The sequence below is a fragment of the Rhodocytophaga aerolata genome (genome assembly GCF_030503435.1).
GTDB classification, from domain to species: Bacteria; Bacteroidota; Bacteroidia; order Cytophagales; family 172606-1; genus Rhodocytophaga; species Rhodocytophaga aerolata.
In genome coordinates, this window is record NZ_JAUKPO010000023.1 from 83,522 (window position 1) to 100,301 (window position 16,780).

The 16,780-nt window shown below is 44.7% G+C and carries 17 protein-coding genes; 2 read left to right on the plus strand and 15 right to left on the minus strand.

The features are described 5' to 3' along the window. Positions 1 to 67: 67 nt before the first annotated feature. On the minus strand, positions 68 to 517 hold the full coding sequence (locus Q0590_RS26865; RefSeq protein WP_302040730.1) for a cupin domain-containing protein: 450 nt from the start codon (positions 515 to 517) through the stop codon (positions 68 to 70). Positions 518 to 1,454: 937 nt separating this feature from the next. On the opposite strand from Q0590_RS26865, the gene Q0590_RS26870 reads away from it, so the two are divergent. Both Q0590_RS26870 and Q0590_RS26875 read left to right on the plus strand, forming a co-directional pair. Continuing rightward, positions 1,455 to 3,926 carry a tetratricopeptide repeat-containing sensor histidine kinase gene (locus Q0590_RS26870; protein ID WP_302040731.1) on the plus strand — a complete coding sequence of 824 codons (2,472 nt, stop codon included), beginning with the start codon at positions 1,455 to 1,457 and terminating at the stop codon, positions 3,924 to 3,926. Continuing rightward, the gene (locus Q0590_RS26875; RefSeq protein WP_302040732.1) at positions 3,916 to 5,904 is read left to right on the plus strand and encodes a sigma 54-interacting transcriptional regulator; all 1,989 of its coding nucleotides are present in this window, start codon (positions 3,916 to 3,918) and stop codon (positions 5,902 to 5,904) included. The genes Q0590_RS26870 and Q0590_RS26875 overlap by 11 nt, the downstream gene beginning before the upstream one ends. A gap of 93 nt (positions 5,905 to 5,997) precedes the next feature. On the opposite strand, the gene Q0590_RS26880 is transcribed toward Q0590_RS26875, so the two are convergent. The 14 genes from Q0590_RS26880 to Q0590_RS26945 form a co-directional block, all read right to left on the minus strand. After that, positions 5,998 to 6,705 carry an alpha/beta fold hydrolase gene (locus tag Q0590_RS26880; protein ID WP_366970524.1) on the minus strand — a complete coding sequence of 236 codons (708 nt, stop codon included), beginning with the start codon at positions 6,703 to 6,705 and terminating at the stop codon, positions 5,998 to 6,000. Further along, positions 6,706 to 6,867 (minus strand): alpha/beta fold hydrolase, encoded by a 162-nt coding sequence (locus tag Q0590_RS26885; protein WP_302040733.1) that lies wholly within the window; start codon positions 6,865 to 6,867, stop codon positions 6,706 to 6,708. Between the two features lie 183 nt (positions 6,868 to 7,050). Further along, a complete protein-coding gene (locus Q0590_RS26890) occupies positions 7,051 to 8,007 on the minus strand; it encodes an alpha/beta hydrolase (protein WP_302040734.1) in 957 nt (318 codons plus the stop codon). A gap of 118 nt (positions 8,008 to 8,125) precedes the next feature. After that, positions 8,126 to 8,491, minus strand: a complete 366-nt coding sequence (locus Q0590_RS26895; RefSeq protein WP_302040735.1) for a DUF4260 domain-containing protein — start codon at positions 8,489 to 8,491, stop codon at positions 8,126 to 8,128. Between the two features lie 52 nt (positions 8,492 to 8,543). After that, positions 8,544 to 8,897, minus strand: a complete 354-nt coding sequence (locus Q0590_RS26900) for a nuclear transport factor 2 family protein (RefSeq protein WP_302040736.1) — start codon at positions 8,895 to 8,897, stop codon at positions 8,544 to 8,546. An 86-nt stretch (positions 8,898 to 8,983) separates the two neighbouring features. Next, positions 8,984 to 9,154: a hypothetical protein gene (locus tag Q0590_RS26905; protein WP_302040737.1), complete on the minus strand. Its 171-nt coding sequence runs from the start codon at positions 9,152 to 9,154 to the stop codon at positions 8,984 to 8,986. A 9-nt stretch (positions 9,155 to 9,163) separates the two neighbouring features. Beyond that, positions 9,164 to 9,328: an SDR family oxidoreductase gene (locus Q0590_RS26910; RefSeq protein WP_302040738.1), complete on the minus strand. Its 165-nt coding sequence runs from the start codon at positions 9,326 to 9,328 to the stop codon at positions 9,164 to 9,166. Positions 9,329 to 9,417: 89 nt separating this feature from the next. Beyond that, a complete protein-coding gene (locus Q0590_RS26915; protein ID WP_366970522.1) occupies positions 9,418 to 10,434 on the minus strand; it encodes an NAD(P)/FAD-dependent oxidoreductase in 1,017 nt (338 codons plus the stop codon). A 215-nt stretch (positions 10,435 to 10,649) separates the two neighbouring features. Beyond that, positions 10,650 to 11,387, minus strand: coding sequence for an SDR family NAD(P)-dependent oxidoreductase (locus Q0590_RS26920; RefSeq protein WP_366970523.1), 738 nt, complete (start codon positions 11,385 to 11,387; stop codon positions 10,650 to 10,652). Between the two features lie 111 nt (positions 11,388 to 11,498). Further along, complete coding sequence (locus Q0590_RS26925; protein WP_302040740.1) at positions 11,499 to 11,756, minus strand: glutaredoxin family protein; 258 nt, start codon at positions 11,754 to 11,756, stop codon at positions 11,499 to 11,501. Beyond that, positions 11,749 to 12,930 (minus strand): cation:proton antiporter, encoded by a 1,182-nt coding sequence (locus tag Q0590_RS26930; protein ID WP_302040741.1) that lies wholly within the window; start codon positions 12,928 to 12,930, stop codon positions 11,749 to 11,751. The genes Q0590_RS26925 and Q0590_RS26930 overlap by 8 nt, the downstream gene beginning before the upstream one ends. A 289-nt stretch (positions 12,931 to 13,219) precedes the next feature. Next, positions 13,220 to 14,581: an FAD-binding oxidoreductase gene (locus tag Q0590_RS26935; RefSeq protein ID WP_302040742.1), complete on the minus strand. Its 1,362-nt coding sequence runs from the start codon at positions 14,579 to 14,581 to the stop codon at positions 13,220 to 13,222. A gap of 320 nt (positions 14,582 to 14,901) precedes the next feature. Continuing rightward, positions 14,902 to 15,705: an alpha/beta hydrolase gene (locus tag Q0590_RS26940; RefSeq protein ID WP_302040743.1), complete on the minus strand. Its 804-nt coding sequence runs from the start codon at positions 15,703 to 15,705 to the stop codon at positions 14,902 to 14,904. Positions 15,706 to 15,825: 120 nt separating this feature from the next. After that, on the minus strand, positions 15,826 to 16,701 hold the full coding sequence (locus tag Q0590_RS26945; protein ID WP_302040744.1) for an alpha/beta fold hydrolase: 876 nt from the start codon (positions 16,699 to 16,701) through the stop codon (positions 15,826 to 15,828). Positions 16,702 to 16,780 lie beyond the last annotated feature (79 nt).

The following is a 16,780-nucleotide window of genomic DNA, read 5'->3' on the forward strand; positions in this document are numbered from 1 at the left end:
GAGTCATACACTGGGTGAAGGATGATTTTCCGGCAGTAGGTTTGGATTTAGTAGTGTGTGTAGCAAGCTAAGGCCTGGCACCAGGCGAACCTAAAATTACGTCACCGGTTTCATTAGAAAATTCAATAAACAATCCCATATCGTTAGGTGTATCTGGTGGCCGGGTGGCATCTGAGCCAGGAATTCCCACGGTACGGATCAGTTTTGCAAACCCACTGGGAGATGCAATGGTGAGCGCACGATTTACCTGTTTACCGGAAGCCGCCACCACATGAGGCGTATTGGGGAAGATAAAGAGATGTTGGCCTGGGATGAGAATAATTTTCTCTTTATTGGTAAAGACGGTGAATTCCCCTTCCAGAACATAGATCTGTTCAGAATATTTTGAATGCAGATGTAGTGGAGTTTCTATATTGGCCGGAAATTGGCCTTCTATCAGATCATAAGTCGAATTTGTTTGATGCTCATCTGCCAGAATACGGAGGTAAGCGCCAAATAACCAAAATGTTTGAGACATATGCTTTTTTTATATGTGGAGTAATACAACAATGCGGGCTGTTCCAGCAAGAACAGAAAAAAATACAATTGAAAATGCTATTATTTATTTTTGAATAAACGTATTAAAAAAAGTGCCAGTCCATAAGAAAACGTGTATAAGCAGAGTAAGATGCTTTTAATAGCTTCAAAACTAATGTTTTGTGAAACAGTAGTTATTTTTTATGTTCCATTTTTATTTTGCCTTAACTCCAGTACAGTAGAGTTGTTTGGAGGTTACTCCACACACATGGATTTTTACAAGAGCATAATTATGAACAGTTGCTCTTGAAAATAAGGTAAATGTATTATGGAAAAAGCGGCGTAGATTTCTATCATTTCTATGCTATACACGCAGAAGCAAAAGTGATAGTAAAATATGATCACAAGGCTATTGTGCAGCTAGTGCTTTGTAGTCCGTATTATTTCCTGATTGCTCTTGTATTGCTATTCCAATAATCGTGAACCATGGCTGCAGTGCATACCTATGCGGCAGGTTATTGATAAGTAGCCCGCCGGAATCAGAAATAAGTTCTATATTTGCCAGTATGCCGCAAGGGCAGGAAGGTAGCAGGGCTGAATGTGCGTAATTTTTCCTGCATCTCTTTCGTAAGAATACGTATTAAAACTCCATTGTGTTGGAGGCTCCACGTAACATTCTCCATTGTATTGGAGTAACGAGTTATGAGGAGTGATAGCTTTCGTGAATGGATGTACAATACATCTGCTAAAACGCTACCAATCTATAACCGGATGCTATATAGATTATCAATAATCAACAGTAAAATCAAGGCACTAACGAAGCTGAGAGGGTAATAGGCAGATCATTTTACTCTTTTGAGTTTTCTGGCTCCAATTAACTTCCGGCAGGTTTCTTCATTTTTGACCTTTTGGTCCTCTGATTGCTAAACTATCTTGTTATGAGCTACTGCCAGCGTATACTTTTGCATCTGTGTTTGTTGCTAATTCCCTATCTCTTACAATCACAACAAATCCCACAAAGTGAAGCTGATAGCCTGTTAGGCGTTCTCCAAACTATCCAAGCAGACACCAACCGGGTAAAAATATGGCTAAGACTAGGCGAGTACCAGGTCTACAAACCCGGTGAGTTTAAAGCTGATCTGGACTCTGCCCGCACCTATGCCGAACAGGCACGGGACTTGAGCCATAAACTGAGCGACTACCGGATGGAAGCCAAAAGTCTTAACCTACTGGGCTATATCAACCTGGAATCAAAAGATTTTCAATTGGCCATTGCCTTCCAGCAGGCGGCCATCAACCTGAGTAAGAACTACAAAGACTTACAAGCAGAAGCAGAGAGTTACTGGTGGTTAGCTAATGCACTGCGCCACAAAGGCGACATTGCAGAAGCCCGAAAGCAAGCCCAAAAGGGCATTGCCCTTTCTGTTAACAACGGCTTTTTTCAGCAAGCGGCTGAAGCTTACCTGGAGCAGGGCAAAACCTACGATAACCACGGCGAGGAACTCATGGAGAAAATCAAGTATTTTCAGCTGGCCAAGCAAGCTTTTGCCCAAGCAGGTAGCACACAAAGGCAAGCCGACCTAGGAAAGGACTTAGGAGATTTGTACCAGTTGCAGGGAAGCAAGGCTCTGGCTTTGCTCGAACTCCGTAAAGCACTAGCCTTGTACCGTTCTGTTGGCTATCTCCATGTACAAGGTGTTTACGATTTATTAGGAAATCTTTCTTCCGAATTAGGCGATTACCAGGAAGGACTTAAGTATGGACTACTAGCCGTCCAGACGGCTGAGATGTTAAAAGACAGCACCTTGCAGTTGTCTACCATTTACAACCGCCTTGGATTGACTTATTATAATCTAAAACAACACCAAAAAGCCTATATTTACTTTAATAAAGCAATGCGTATTGCCCAAAAGTACAATCACCGGCCTTCAATCATGATTGTGACCTACAACCTGGTGAACGTCTTAAATAAACTTGGCCAACTAAGAGAAACAGTACAGATGCTCATCAGTACGGTCGAGCAGTACCCACCTCGAAATAAGAATGATAGTATAGAATCAGCATCCCGCTTACTGGGCAGTTACACCCGATTGAAACAATACACCCTTGCCCAACCATACTACAAGCAGTTACTCTCTCTTTCCGGGACGTTAGGCAAGAATGAGAGCATTCGTAAGATTATTTACAACAATGTAATGCCTTTTCTTGTAGAGAGTAAACAGTATGCACTAGCGCAAAATTACTTAACTGAATATGAAGAATTCTGCAGCAATACAAATTACCTGCAAGGGGCATCCCGAGTAGAGTTATACAAGTTCAAGCTCGACTCCATGCAGACCAACTACCCTTCGGCTATACATCATTATCAACAATACAAGCAGCTGGAAGATTCACTATTGAATGAAACCAAAAGCCGCCAGATCGCCAGCCTGGAAGTGCTCCATGACACAGAAAAGAAAGAAAAAGATATTCAACTCAAAGAGCAAAACATCAAGGCTTTAACAAAAGAGAGACTATTGCAAGAGCAGCAAATAAAACAGGATAGAGTCATCCGCAATGGAATTGTCGGGGGGGCTATTCTGCTGCTTTTATTGCTGGGTGCGGTCTACAACCGTTACCGGTTAAAACAACAAAGCAACAGGCTACTACAAGCCCAACAAAGTAAATTACAGGAGCAACACGAAGAACTACAAACCCAGCAGGCCGCTCTACAGGAACAACAGCAACAGATTCAGGAGAAGAACCAGGCATTGGAAGGGTTGTTAGTAGAGAAAGAACGCTTGCTCAAAGAGATCCACCACCGGGTGAAAAACAATTTGCAGATTGTGATGAGCCTGCTCGATTCCCAGGTAGCTTCCCTGCAAGATAAAGCCGCGCTGTCTGCCATCCAGGATAGCCAGAACCGGGTACAGGCCATGGCGCTCATTCATCAGAAACTCTATCAGGCAGAAGGCGTAGCCCGTATCCCCATGGATACGTATGTGGAGGAAGTAGTGGCTTACCTGCAAGACACCTACGCTCTTTCCCAGCAGGTAGATTTTAAGCTGAATATAGAACCCATAGAACTGGATGTGAATCTGGCTGTTCCCTTGGGCCTGATCATCAATGAAGCTATTACCAATGCATTCAAGTATGCTTTTCCGCAAGAACGCTCCGGTGTGGTAGGAGTAAGTTTGCTGAAACAAGTGGATACGCGCTATGAGTTAACCATTGAAGATGATGGGGTAGGTTTACCCCAGGGATATGATCCTTCGCAAAGCCGTTCGTTAGGGATGACGCTGATCCATGGATTTAGTGCACAACTGGGCGGGGAGTTAACTATAGAAACTAGCAGGGGAGTAAAACTATCCCTTTTATTTACTGATAAGAAACTAAGTTCTATTCATAAGAAAGCAGATTATGTCTATTAATCCCACAAACCACATACAGCCATCCGGGCAAACCATTTTGATCGTGGAAGACGAGTTTGCAGTTGCCAATAATTTACGGCTGATTCTCGAAAAAGCCGGCTACCGGGTAAGCGGCATTGCCTTTACGGTAGATAAAGCCATTGAACTGAAAAATCAGCAGAAGCCAGATCTGGTGCTACTCGATATTCTCCTCCAGGATGAACAAACTGGCATTGACCTGGCCAGGATACTGGCAGAAGAGAATATCCCATTTATCTATGTGTCGGCTAATACAAATTCTTCTATTCTCGAAGAAGTTAAAACCACCCAGCCGTATGGATTCATAGTAAAGCCTTTCCGGGAGAAAGACGTACTGGTTGCCCTGGAGATTGCCCATTACCGCCATGCGCATAGTATTGAAATGCGTGTAAGGCAAGAGCATGCCTTGCAGATTGCGCTAACGGATGCACTTTCCGGGAACGACCCCTGGGAGCAACGCTTACTGAAAGTAGCCAGGCTTTTTCAGCCCCATATACCCTTTGATTATTTCATCATCGGCCTGGAAAAAGATCAGTTGGTTAATGCCTACCGTTCCTGCAGCTTCTTCCGGATGGGGAAAGACGAGTACCAGACGATCTGGGCCGAAAACTTCCTGCAAATGACTGGCCTTACGATAGAAAAGTACCATGCCATACGGGCAGGGGTACCTGATACATCAGAAGCTATTTATAATGGTAAAGACTTTGAAGAAATATGCCGACGTAACCCACTCAAACAATTAATTGCCAGAACGTTCAGCTTGCAGTCAAATTTGATTATGCCCCTTACAACGGCAACAAACGGTACTTTCTTCCTATCCTTTTTCAGCCGCCAGCCTGCTATCTACCTGAAAGCACACCTCCATACACTGGAATGCCTCAGACCTTCGCTTACCTTAACAGTGGATAGACTGCTGGCTTTTGACCAGATTCAGCGGCTGAGTGAGCAATTAGATCAGGAGAATAAATATCTGCTGGAGGAAGTGAAAACAGGGGCCAATTTTGAAGAGATGATCGGAGAAAGTTCTGCATTGGTACATGTGTTTAAAAGTATCAGCCAAGTAGCGCCTACCGATTATACCGTACTAATCCTGGGAGAAACCGGTACCGGTAAGGAGCTCATTGCCAGAGCAGTGCATAACCGTTCTTCCCGCAAAGGCAAAGCGTTGATTAAAGTAAATTGTGCAGCCTTGCCTCCTCAGCTGATTGAGAGTGAATTATTCGGTCATGAGAAGGGCAGTTTTACCGGAGCCACTGAAAAACGGATTGGCAAATTTGAATTATCACATGGAGGCACTATTTTCCTGGACGAAATTGGTGAGTTGCCTATTGAACTTCAGCCTAAGTTGCTCCGGGTATTACAGGAAAGAGAAATAGAGCGGGTTGGGGGTAAAGGCCCGATCCCTGTGGATGTACGGATTATTGCGGCTACCAACCGCGATCTGCAGGCTGAGATTTCAACAGGCCGTTTCCGCTCTGATCTGTACTATCGGCTGAATGTATTTCCCATTAAACTACCCCCTTTGCGGGAACGTACTGAAGACCTGATGCCACTGGCTATGCATTTTCTGGAAAAAATCTCAAAGAAATTAGGAAAATGTTTGACCGGCATCTCCGAATCTTCCAGGCAGCAGATAATGAGCTATCACTGGCCGGGTAACATTCGCGAACTGGAACACTTACTGGAGCGCGCGGCCATTATGGCTACCTCTCCAGTAATTTCACTGGTGGAGCCATTAGTACACGAGCCCTCGTCTATTCCAGACCTGGCTATCAGTGCAAAACCGTCTATACATAATATAAAGCCCCATGAACAGGCGGAAAAAGACAATATTGTGGAAGCTTTGAAAGTAGCTAATTTCCGCATCCGTGGAAAAAACGGGGCAGCTCAATTGCTAAATTTAAAGCCAACTACGTTAGAGGCTAAAATGGCAAGGATGGGTATTCACCGGGACAGGTAAACTATCAATCAGTAAGCAAAAAGTATCAATATTGATATAAATGAGGCAAATTTAGTCTGTATACCCACAGTTAACGACAACACCTGACACAGTTCACTTTACACTCCCAACCTTCGCCATAAAGGCTCTTATTTTTTCAATGATCTCATACCCATCTTCTTCCAAAGCAAAATGCCCTGTATCATATATAATATAGTCAATAGTATGGACATCTTGCTTAAAAGCTTCTGCTCCGCTTTGGGGAAAGTATTCATCATTTTTTCCCCATACAATTAACATGGGTGGTTGATGTTTTCTCAAATATTGATGCCATTGTGGGTATAATGTTAGATTATTCTGGTAATCATACCATAAATCGATATTTACTTTATGGGCATTAGGCCTGCTCATCCTGAAATAATCCAAATGCCAGGTATCGGGATTTACATTTTCAGGATCTCTGGTTCCGTGGGTATATTGCCATTTTAGACCTTCTAATGTAAAGGCAGGCAGCAAAGCTTTTTCAGTACTTTCATTTCTATTGTCCCAAAGTGCCCGGATAGAGGCCCATGCTTCTCCAAGCCCTTCCTTATATGCATTCCCATTTTGATTAATGATGGCAGTTACCCTTTCCGGATGCCTGGTTGCAATTCTGAATCCAACCGGGGCACCATAATCCTGCATCATTAAAGCATACCTTGTGATTTCTTTCTTTTCTAAGAATGCATCTATCGTTGTAGCGATGTTGTCAAACGTATATTCATACGCATCAGCAGAAGGGAAATCGCTATTTCCAAAACCGGGGTAATCAGGGGCAATCAGTTAGTATTCATCAGATAGCTGATTTAATACTTTTCTATATTGATGGGAAGATGACGGATACCCATGTAGTAACACAATGGTTGGCTTATCGGTGTTCCCGGCTTCACGATAGGCTATATGTAAGCCATGTACTTCAAGGGTTTTATATTTTATCTTTGTCATTTTTACTCATTTAAGTTTAATATATTTATACGTTAAAAATTGGATATAAACTCCTTTTTTATCTCCGGGCATCTGGTCATAAATAATCAAACAAGCTCTTCTTTGAGAGCTTTATTTCTAATTAATTGATTTAAAATCTATGTGACATCCCAATACTTAAAATTCCATTTTCCGAGTATATTTTTATTTTACTGTATAGGTACGATCCAGCCAGTCCACGACCTGCATCCAGCTTTCGCGTGGAATCTTCGCATGAGTGGCGTTTTTCATTGCCAAAAACTCTTTTTTATCACCAGGGATCAGATCATATAGCTCTCTCACTTTTTCCACGGAGAACAATTCATCCTCATCGCCCACACCCACCAAAACAGGAATATTCATATCTGCCGGTAACCTGAGGGTTTTGGTGTCGAGCATCAGCAGGAACCTTGGCGTATACCGGAAATTAAAAAGACTATCCTTACTTACAGTCATCCCTTCTCTGTAATACTGGTAAACCTGATAGGAAGGACGCAGCACGGCACTGGCGAAAAACCGTGCCTTTTCTACAAATGATGGTGGTTTGGATAAACCTTCCCTGCCCTCGTAGGCACCAGATAGCAAAACCAAACCTGCAATCTCATTAGGAATGGCATTGGCCACCGAAAAGGCAGCTGCGACTCCCAGGCTATGCCCCAAAACAACCACCTCAGAAAACCCAAGCTCTTTGATGTATGCTACCGTCTCAGCCATATCCGTAATCCACCGTTCCGTGCCTGGTGTATCGCCCCTGTTGCCCGAAGACAAGCCATGCCCCCGGTAATCCAGGCCAAACGTTGTATAGCCATTCTCAGCAAACGGAATACCTGCCATTTCATACGGACCGCTGTATGCAGTAATTCCATGCAGAATAAGGATGGCTGTTTTTTCAGACTGAGTACAATCCGGGTTCCATCTTCGCAGAAAAAGTATCGCACCATCAGCCGTAGTGATCAGATGATGTGGACCTGTAAATGTGTTTCTAAGTTCTGTGGCCCTTTCTTGGGAAACCCCAGCATGATTTGTTTTATCCGCAACCGGGTAATAGGCTAAAATGAATGCCGCACCAACCAGAGCAAGTACGATGAAAAGTAAAGCTTTGAAAATTTTTATTAAGTTCATATTTCTGGATATAATGAAGTTGGTACCTTTTAATCTGCCGCTATTAGCTTTATTTCTGACTAAACAGAGGCTTAGCTAAGACAGGCATGACGGCACCATTTACAATCCCTTTAAAACTTTAGACAACTTCATCTGCTTTGCCAATCCAGCCCAAATGTGTATGCTTAAAATGATCTGGATACTTTAATCCGTAACCCAACGCTCTGTCCATGCCACTGTGCCCAAAAAGAACCAGTCCCGCCAGCATCCATTCCTGGCTTGCCAGCCACAGCCCGGCAAGGCCCACTACAATGGCAATCCCCTGGTGGTGAAAGATATTGTAAAGCAAAGCGCCGGTTTTGTTGTTTAGCAGATACCCCAGCATACTCAGATCAGGCGTGAGCAGCAGTACCAGGTACACCCACCAGGCATACCCTAGTTGTAAACTCAGGATATAGCAAAGGATAACTTTGGCGATTTCTTCAAGGGCAATGACTCTTCTCATAGTAGTTATTTATGCTGATTTTTGATTGGTACTGGCTAGTATTCGTCTGCTTCTAATTCATTGGCTCTATTACAAAAGCTGTCAGTTGGGCCATTTTTCCGTCCCGGAATTTCCATACATCGCAGTACCAGTACTGAATGCTTACTCCCTTCTCGTTCATCAATGTGAGTTGGCCAAGTGCAGTAACATACTCGTTCTCGGCGATTAAATTTGTAACATCAAATTTTGGTGGTACTATATACTCAGTTAACATCCATTTTCGCACTTCATCTTTTCCTTCCAGAACCTGGTCTCCTACAAATGTCCATTTCGTATCTTCTGTGCAGTATTGCAGAAAACCTTCATAGTCCCCTTTGGAAATAGCTTCATTTGCTTTCATTAAAAGCATTTTATTGTTTTCTGTCATTGTACAGTATGTTATGTTGTGAAATCACTTTCAACTCTCTGATGGATGTGGTTTGAAATATTGAATAATCATCAACGTTTCAACCCTCATTCACTGAGCTGTGGTACAGTAGGGTTCTTAATAAAATCGGTACCAGCTATTACCGTAGGGAATTTTAAGTTTCCGTCGTACAGGGCACGTACCCTGGCCTCTGCTTCAGTATGGGTTACCACATTGAAATCCTTAAATCCAATCCACCTCTTTTCAATACCTGCCAAACAATGCTGTTACAGGCCTACGCCTCCGGTTGCCTCAATGCGCTGGCCGTTGATCCAACGGGCCTCTTCACTACAGAGAAAAGCTGCAATACCTCCTATATCATCAGGAGCCGCTATCCGACCTAGGGCAGCTATCTGCGTAGCATAGGCCCGCATTTCGGATTTATCCGGCATGGTGCTTCCTCCAAAGAGCGCTCCTGGTGAACTATTGAAGGCTATGCCTTCATCCTTTTACCAAATCCACCATCTCAGAAGGTGGTTGTTTAATGAAATTCTTCTTCTGCCATTGTACCGTTTACTATAGATCCTGTAATATTTCCTGTTGCTGTTGCATAAGCAATCGAACGCATTGGACTTGCATTGTCGCCACAGGCAAAAACATTTGCTACTGTTGTTTTTTGAAACATATCTACTTTGAGTAGGCCTTGTTCTGTCAGTTCGCAACCGAGTGTTTCAGGGATCTTGCAATGTTGTTCAAAGTCAGGCCGTGAGTAGATTGCTCTCAGTCCAAAGGTTGAATTATCTTTGAAAACGATTTGCTCAACCTTGCCCTTTTCGTGTTTCAAGTAAGCAATTTCTTTCTCAATTATAGGAATGTTGTGTTTGGTGATTTTGTCGGTTTGTTCAGGTGTCAAAAGTGACTTTCCGTTAGTAAAAATGGTTAGGTCTTTTGTCCAGTTACGAATAAGTTGAGCATAATGAAAAGCAAAATTTCCATTAGCTAGAATGCCTGTTCTTTCATTCTTTACTTCGTAACCATGGCAATATGGACAATGTATAAGGGATATGCCCCAGCATTCTGCAAAGCCATTTATAGTAGGCATAATGTCTTTTACACCAGTGGCGAAAATGAGTTTCTTAGCTTTAAATTCTTCATCTGAGTGAGTAGTGATCGCAAAACCGTTATCGGTTTTCTTCCCGCTAACAGCAAGACCATGATGAAATTTTACCGTATTGTAATTCAGAACTTGTGTTTTGGCTTTTTCCGCTATTACGCTTGGTTTTTCTCCGTCTTGCGTAATGAAATTGTGCGAATATGGAGTCTGTCTGTTACAGGGTAAACCGCTATCAATGATTAAAACGTTTCGCAATGCACGTCCTAAAGCCATTGCTGCCGAAAGCCCGGCATAACTTCCGCCAATGATTATTGTGTCAAAATTTTTGTTGCCTGCCATAAGGTTGAATTTTGTAAATGATGCAGAAGGAAACTGTAGTGCCAGTGCGGTTAAAGTAAGCCCACCTCGTTTTATGATTTCTCTTCGTGCAATTTTATTGTTCATATTTGTCGGTGATTTGTTACTTATCTGCAAACCTTATCTTTTAAAATATCACAGATGAACCCCAACCGATTTATGGTTGATATTATATTTTCTGCATTTATTGTATTGCCTTCAACGCGTCTAACTGTATGTCCACAAGGGCAAGGCTGTTTGTTTTCACTTAAATCAAAATTCAATGATGGGAATGTTTGTAAGCATTCTTTAAATGCTTTCTGCTAGAGTCCTACGCCACCTGTTGCCTCAATACGCTGGCCGTTGATCCAGCCGGCATCTTCACTACAGAGAAAGGCGGCAATGCCTCCTATATCCTCAGGAGTTGCTATCCGGCCAAGTGCAGCAATCCCAGCAGCATAGTCTCTCATTTGTGGGGTATCGGGCATGGTGCTTCCTCCAAAGACCGCTCCCGGCGCAATGGAGTTGACGGTAATACCTCTTGGACCAAGTTCAAGTGCCAGATTCCGTGTAAATACATCAACTCCCCCTTTCATCATACTATAGGCTGAATTTCCTTGATAACTTATCCGTGCTGCTATAGAAGAAAGGTTGATGATCCGGCCGCCATTGTTGAGCAGGGGCAGCGCTTTCTGAGTCAAAAAGAAGACACCTTTCAGGTGAATGTGATACATTTCCTCGAACTGTGCTTCTGTAAGGCTGTCAACGGTAATAAATGAATCCAGAGTCGTACCGGCATTGTTGATGAGAAAATCAAAATGAGTAGTATCAAATGTGTTCTTTAGGACAGATGCGAGATGCCCGTAAAAAGCATCAAAGCTTTTTGTATCTGCTGCATTGAGAGGCAAGGCTGCCGCTTTGCGGCCAAGGGCTTTTATTTGGGCGACCACCGATTCTGCTTCGGCGTGCTGACTACGGTAGGTAAGGATCACGTCTGTTCCTTTTCTAGCCAGACTCAAGGCGATGTCTTTGCCGATACCACGGCTAGCACCGGTAACCAAGGCAATTTTATTTGTTGTCATTGTAGCGTATTTTATGTTATAAAATCACTTTTAACTCTTTGATGGATGTGGATTTGAGAATTGAGTAATCTATCATCAACGTTTCCATCATCATTCATCGATATTGTGCTTTTTTAGGAATTCATTGAGCTGTGGTATGGTAGGATCTTTAATAAAATCGTTACCGGCCATTACCGTAGGGAATTTTATTTTTCCGTTATATAGGGCACGTACCCTGGTAGCTGCTTCGGGATTGGTTTCCACATTGAAGTCTTCAAACTCTATCCATTTGCTCTGCATGTAATTGCGCAGGGCTGATGACTTGGGGCACCAATCGGTTCCGTATAACTGTAGTGTTGGTTTAGGCATTGCTAGTTTTATATTTTTTAAATATTGGATATATTCTTTCTGCATTGCTCACTACAAATGGTGTGAGAGACATCAGGATGATAGACACCGCCAGAAAGATTTGATAGTTATTGGCGCTTATGAGTTCATATTGCAAACCGCTTTGTGCGAGCACAAAAGAAAACTCCCCGATTTGTGCAATGGAGAATCCTACGGTAAGGGCTGTTTTCCATGCCAGCCCCATCACTTTTACGGCCAGTGTGCCTGCGGCTGCTTTTACGGCAAAAGCAAATACTGTCCAGAACACAATCCAGCCAAAGTCGGTCAGAAATATCTCGTAGTTGAGCAGCATTCCCATAGAAATGAAAAAGAAGCTCATAAATACATACCGGAACGGCAAAAAGCAGGATACCGCCATATGGTTATATTCGGTTTCAGCGATAATCAGACCGGCGATAAAAGCGCCTAAAGCTAGGGACAACCCTAACTGTTCGGTCAGCAAAGCAACACCGGTGATTATAAACATAGTGGCAATTAAAAACACTTCCTGGCTCTGCACCTTCATGACCGTTTTTAAAAGATACGGAATGACAAAGCGGGCCAGTATGTAGGCGATACCGCCCATGAGTATCAGTTTGCCCAGTAACCAACCAAGGGCTGGCAGTAAGTTACCTCCTACACCAGCGATAATGGGTGTGAATAGCATTAACGGTACAATCATGATATCCTGAAAGAGCAATACCGCCAGTATAAACTTACCGTGGGGTGTTGCTATTTTATTGGAATCCTGCAGTGTTTTTATCACAATGGCTGTGCTACTCAAGGCATACAAAAAGCCCCAGAATATACTTTCTTCCCAGCCAGGCCGCATCATCAGCCAGATAATCACTGCGGTAAGCACAATGGTAAAAAATACCTGTGCGCTGCCACCCCCTAACACATATCTTTGAATTTTTTTCAGGTTGGTAAATGAAAACTCCAGGCCAATGGTAAATAAAAGCAGGATGATGCCTATTTCTGCATACACATCCACCTCTTCCATATCGGCGAAATAGGCAGAGGTATTGGGGCTGAGTAGCACACCAGTAATCAGATAGCCAATGATGTAGCGGATGTTCAGCAATCGGCAAATAATGATAACCGCTGTAGCTACACCAAAAATGGCACAGATGTTTATAAGAATATGGTGTTGCATAAAATTTGGTTTAAGATTTCCGGTAAGTCCAGTATTTCTACATCCTCTTACCTGTTTGTAGGGTTGAGCAGACCTAATTTTTAGCCGTAAGTGCTCCTTGGGCGGCAGACTCAGTTACCCCGCTACCGCTTTGGGTTGAGAAATAAATACCGCATGGCTGGCTTTTACCTCCGTAACTGCCGCTCCCTACCGTTCGCTCATCCGCCGCTGAAGCACGATTAAACGGTTCGGCTCCAATTCACCCGGCTGGTGAGTGATCAGGAGTGACACTAAATCCGCCGGAAAAGCGCTACCTGCTAGGAATGGCTATGCCGTTAAATACTTTACCCGGGTCATAGGTCCGTTTGGCCTGTTGCAACCGGGCCAGATTTTGCCCGTAGGCCTGACTGATCTGTTCGGTTTCGGCTGGTCCTAACAAGTTAGCATACCCGCCCGGATAAGCCCCGTTTTTCAGTTTCTCGGATACCCGGCTGGCCCACTGCTGATAATGCTGACTGTTATGTGCCTCTTTGGTCTCCTCCCAGGCAATGATTTCGACCATGTAGTGCGGTTTGCGCATTGGGAAAGGGGTTTCGTTTTCGCCCACGGTTGTAGGAGCGCCGTGGAAATGGTGCATGTTGATGAACAACCGCGGCGAGGTGGCTTGATTCACCGCCTGGATGAGGATCCGGATCTGATCCTCTTCCAGCGAAGGCAGCCAGCGGGTTTGAATGACCCAGTGCAGACCCTGCTGGTTAAACGAACTCTGGAAATCCAACATGTCACTGTAGGTCATTAAACCCACCTGCGCCTGCACTGGCTCGGCAAACTGCTTCATATGCTCCAGATACCGCTTACCGACTGACTGCTCACCAAACCAGAAAGGCATCAGGAAAACGACCGGCTGGCCATCCGGGCCAAACATCATGCCCGCGCTCACGGCTAATTCATTTGGGGCCGTAGCCATTAGTTGATTATGCTTTTGCAGCACGACTTGTGCATCTGACTCTCTGAAGAGAATCATCCCGGATAGCAGCGGTTTGGCCTCGTGCAGGCGTACCTGTAGCGAGGTCACTACGCCGAAGTTACCGCCTCCGCCCCGAATAGCCCAGAACAACTCGGGGTTTTCTTGCGCACTGGCCGTACGGATCGTGCCGTCGGCCAGCACCAGTTCGGCGCTGATCACATTGTCAACGCCTAGGCCCAGCGAGGGGCTGAGCGGGCCGTAGCCTCCGCCCAGGGTCCAGCCGGTAAAACCCACCTCCCCCAGCGTAGGAGTAACGGCCACCAATTTATACTTTTCCGTAGCCCGGCTCACTTCGATGCCCGTGGCGCCTCCCTGTACCAAGGCCGTTTTTTGTCCGGCATTCACCTCTACTTGGCTCATTCGACGCAGGTTGATCAGGATGCCGTTGGCGGTAATGGCCCGGCCTGCCCAGTCGTGGCCGCCGCCCCGGACGGATAGCGGTAAGGTATGCTGTTGGGCAAACTGTACAGTCTTTACTACATCCCGGGTGTTCTTGGGGAGAACGATCAGGAGTGGTTGCTCAGTTACGGCCGCGTTCCACACGGCGCGGGCACCTTCAAAGTGCGTATCTTCAACCGTGAGTACTTCACCAGTAAGGTCGGCTTTCAAGCGCCCAATGTCGGCTTTTAAATCAGTCAGTGTCAAAGTTTTTTGGTATTAGGTTGTAAAATGAAATAATTGAATAGGATTGTCTTCTTTTAGTTTGTTCAAATAATTACGGGAAGCAATGCTAACGCGGGATCTGAGCATAAGTCCTGAACATACTGACAGTCTCACGGATTTATAGCTAGCTCAAGCCTATTTAAGTGCATTACTGGGCGCTAAACGTTGAAAAATTGTCGTAATGATCCATTTTTATATATGGTTTGAGCGCATGGTAAACAGGCAAATTCCCTTGCGAATACTATCAGACATTGTATCCCGTACCTCTACATTTTCTTACCTGTTTGCAGGGTCGAGCAGACCTATTTTTTAGCTGTAAGTGCTCCCTGGGCGGCAGCCTCAATTACCTGTGCCACTGCTTTGGGTTGAGAAATAAATACCGCATGGCTGGCTTTTACCTCCGTAACTGTTGCTCCCGACCTCTCGCTCATCCGCCGTTGAAGTACGGGATTAATCGCATTGTCTTCCGTAGCAATTACCGACCAGGAGGGTTTAGTTTTCCAGGCTACCTTGCTCATAGGAGCAGCTATTGCCCCTGCAGCGAAAGCTCCCTGCGAGGCCCACATGAACTCCGCCTGCTTTTTACTCAAATCGGCAGCAAAGCCCTGGTGGAATTTGGCCTTATCGTAATACAGCATACCGTGCGCATCGGGAGGTAAGATACCCCCATTGGACAGATCAGGTGCCGATTTCGCCAGGTCCAGGGCCGACTCTTTCTCATCGGGCTGAAAGGCAGCAACGTAGACCAATCCGGCTACTTTACCGGAGTTTCCGCCCTCGGTAATGATAGAGCCGCCGTAGGAATGCCCTACCAATATCACCGGCCCATCCTGGCGCTCAATGGCGCGATTCAACGTTTCCACATCAGCTTGCAGCGACGAAAGAGGATTTTGAGTTACCGTTACGTTATAGCCCTTTTGGGTAAGGATCTCATACACGCCCTGCCAACCAGAGCCATCGATAAACGCACCGTGGACCAGGATAATGTTTTTAACCTTAGAATTCGTTTGAGCTTTCCCAGAGCTTGTAGATAAGGTAACACCGGCAATTATCATACAGGTGATTGCCAGACCGGCAATCATACCTTCAGTATTTAGATAGTTCATTATTGTATGGTTTAAAATGTGTAAGAAGATGGGCGTATAGCCCGTATGGTTCATGCTTAAAGTGCGCTGGAGCGGTATGTATGCACATGAAGTTTCAAGTACTCTCTATTTAGGGCACTACTACTTTTGCAGGAAGGCCAGTAATTCCCTATTAAACTTCTCCCGCTCCTCTACAAACAAGCCGTGTCCACTGTTTTCGAACCGCACCAGATACGCATTCTTTAGCAGTTGCAGGGCTTGCTGGCCAATCGCTAAAGGAACAATCTTATCGTGTACACCATGAAAAATAGCCACTGGTAGTTGTATCCGGCCTATCTCAGAGCGCAAATCTTCATCGCGGAGAGCAATTAAACATTGGGTAGCGGCATAGGGAGAAGCTTCCCAGTTGATATTACCCAGCCAGACATCCAATCCTGCAGGCAAAGAGGTAGGAGAAGCCGTAAAAATACTGCCAAAGGTTTGGTATAAAGCGGCCCGGTTTGTTTTGCTTTGCTCAATCATGCCGTTTACTTCTTCTGCCTTAAAGCCATACGGATAATCCGCTCCGCTGATCCATTTGGGGGAAGCAGCCCCAAATAAAGCCAGTTTGGCCACATGTGCCGCATGATGTCGCACTACGTAATGGGTAGCAATGGCGCCACCCATAGAGAAGCCTCCCAGGGTAGCGTCTTTAATGTCTAAGGTTTCGAGTACAACTTTAATGTCGTCTGCAAATACATCATAGTTGTATGCACCATAGGGCTTGTCAGATTTGCCGAATCCTCTCATCGTAATTCCTATCACCTGAAAGCCTTTCTCCACAAGCTCCTGGTACTGGTACTCATACATGGCATTGCTGAGTGGCCAGCCATGAATCAGCACCACCGGTTTGCCTTCTCCCAGGTTGGTTACATGCAGTTTTACATTCTTTTCTACTTTAATGAACTCTTTCCTGCCGAAAGCTGCCTTTTTACGGGAGGTGTGGGTGTTGGGTGCATCCTGAAGAATAGTTGTCATAAGATTACTTGTTTAACGTGTGGAAAATGAAGTTTTAGGTAAAAAATACAGAGCGGTTAGCCATCTAAATCCACTGTTG

Coding starts and splice junctions, on each gene's coding strand:
- Q0590_RS26925 (WP_302040740.1), bottom strand. CDS start 11,756: ATGCCTAAACCAACACTACAGTTATACGGAACCGATTGGTGCCCCAAG.
- Q0590_RS26885 (WP_302040733.1), bottom strand. CDS start 6,867: ATGACAAAGATAAAATATAAAACCCTTGAAGTACATGGCTTACATATA.
- Q0590_RS26895 (WP_302040735.1), bottom strand. CDS start 8,491: ATGAGAAGAGTCATTGCCCTTGAAGAAATCGCCAAAGTTATCCTTTGC.
- Q0590_RS26930 (WP_302040741.1), bottom strand. CDS start 12,930: ATGCAACACCATATTCTTATAAACATCTGTGCCATTTTTGGTGTAGCT.
- Q0590_RS26865 (WP_302040730.1), bottom strand. CDS start 517: ATGTCTCAAACATTTTGGTTATTTGGCGCTTACCTCCGTATTCTGGCA.
- Q0590_RS26915 (WP_366970522.1), bottom strand. CDS start 10,434: ATGAACAATAAAATTGCACGAAGAGAAATCATAAAACGAGGTGGGCTT.
- Q0590_RS26890 (WP_302040734.1), bottom strand. CDS start 8,007: ATGAACTTAATAAAAATTTTCAAAGCTTTACTTTTCATCGTACTTGCT.
- Q0590_RS26900 (WP_302040736.1), bottom strand. CDS start 8,897: ATGACAGAAAACAATAAAATGCTTTTAATGAAAGCAAATGAAGCTATT.
- Q0590_RS26940 (WP_302040743.1), bottom strand. CDS start 15,705: ATGAACTATCTAAATACTGAAGGTATGATTGCCGGTCTGGCAATCACC.
- Q0590_RS26870 (WP_302040731.1), top strand. CDS start 1,455: ATGAGCTACTGCCAGCGTATACTTTTGCATCTGTGTTTGTTGCTAATT.
- Q0590_RS26875 (WP_302040732.1), top strand. CDS start 3,916: ATGTCTATTAATCCCACAAACCACATACAGCCATCCGGGCAAACCATT.
- Q0590_RS26945 (WP_302040744.1), bottom strand. CDS start 16,701: ATGACAACTATTCTTCAGGATGCACCCAACACCCACACCTCCCGTAAA.
- Q0590_RS26910 (WP_302040738.1), bottom strand. CDS start 9,328: ATGCCGGATAAATCCGAAATGCGGGCCTATGCTACGCAGATAGCTGCC.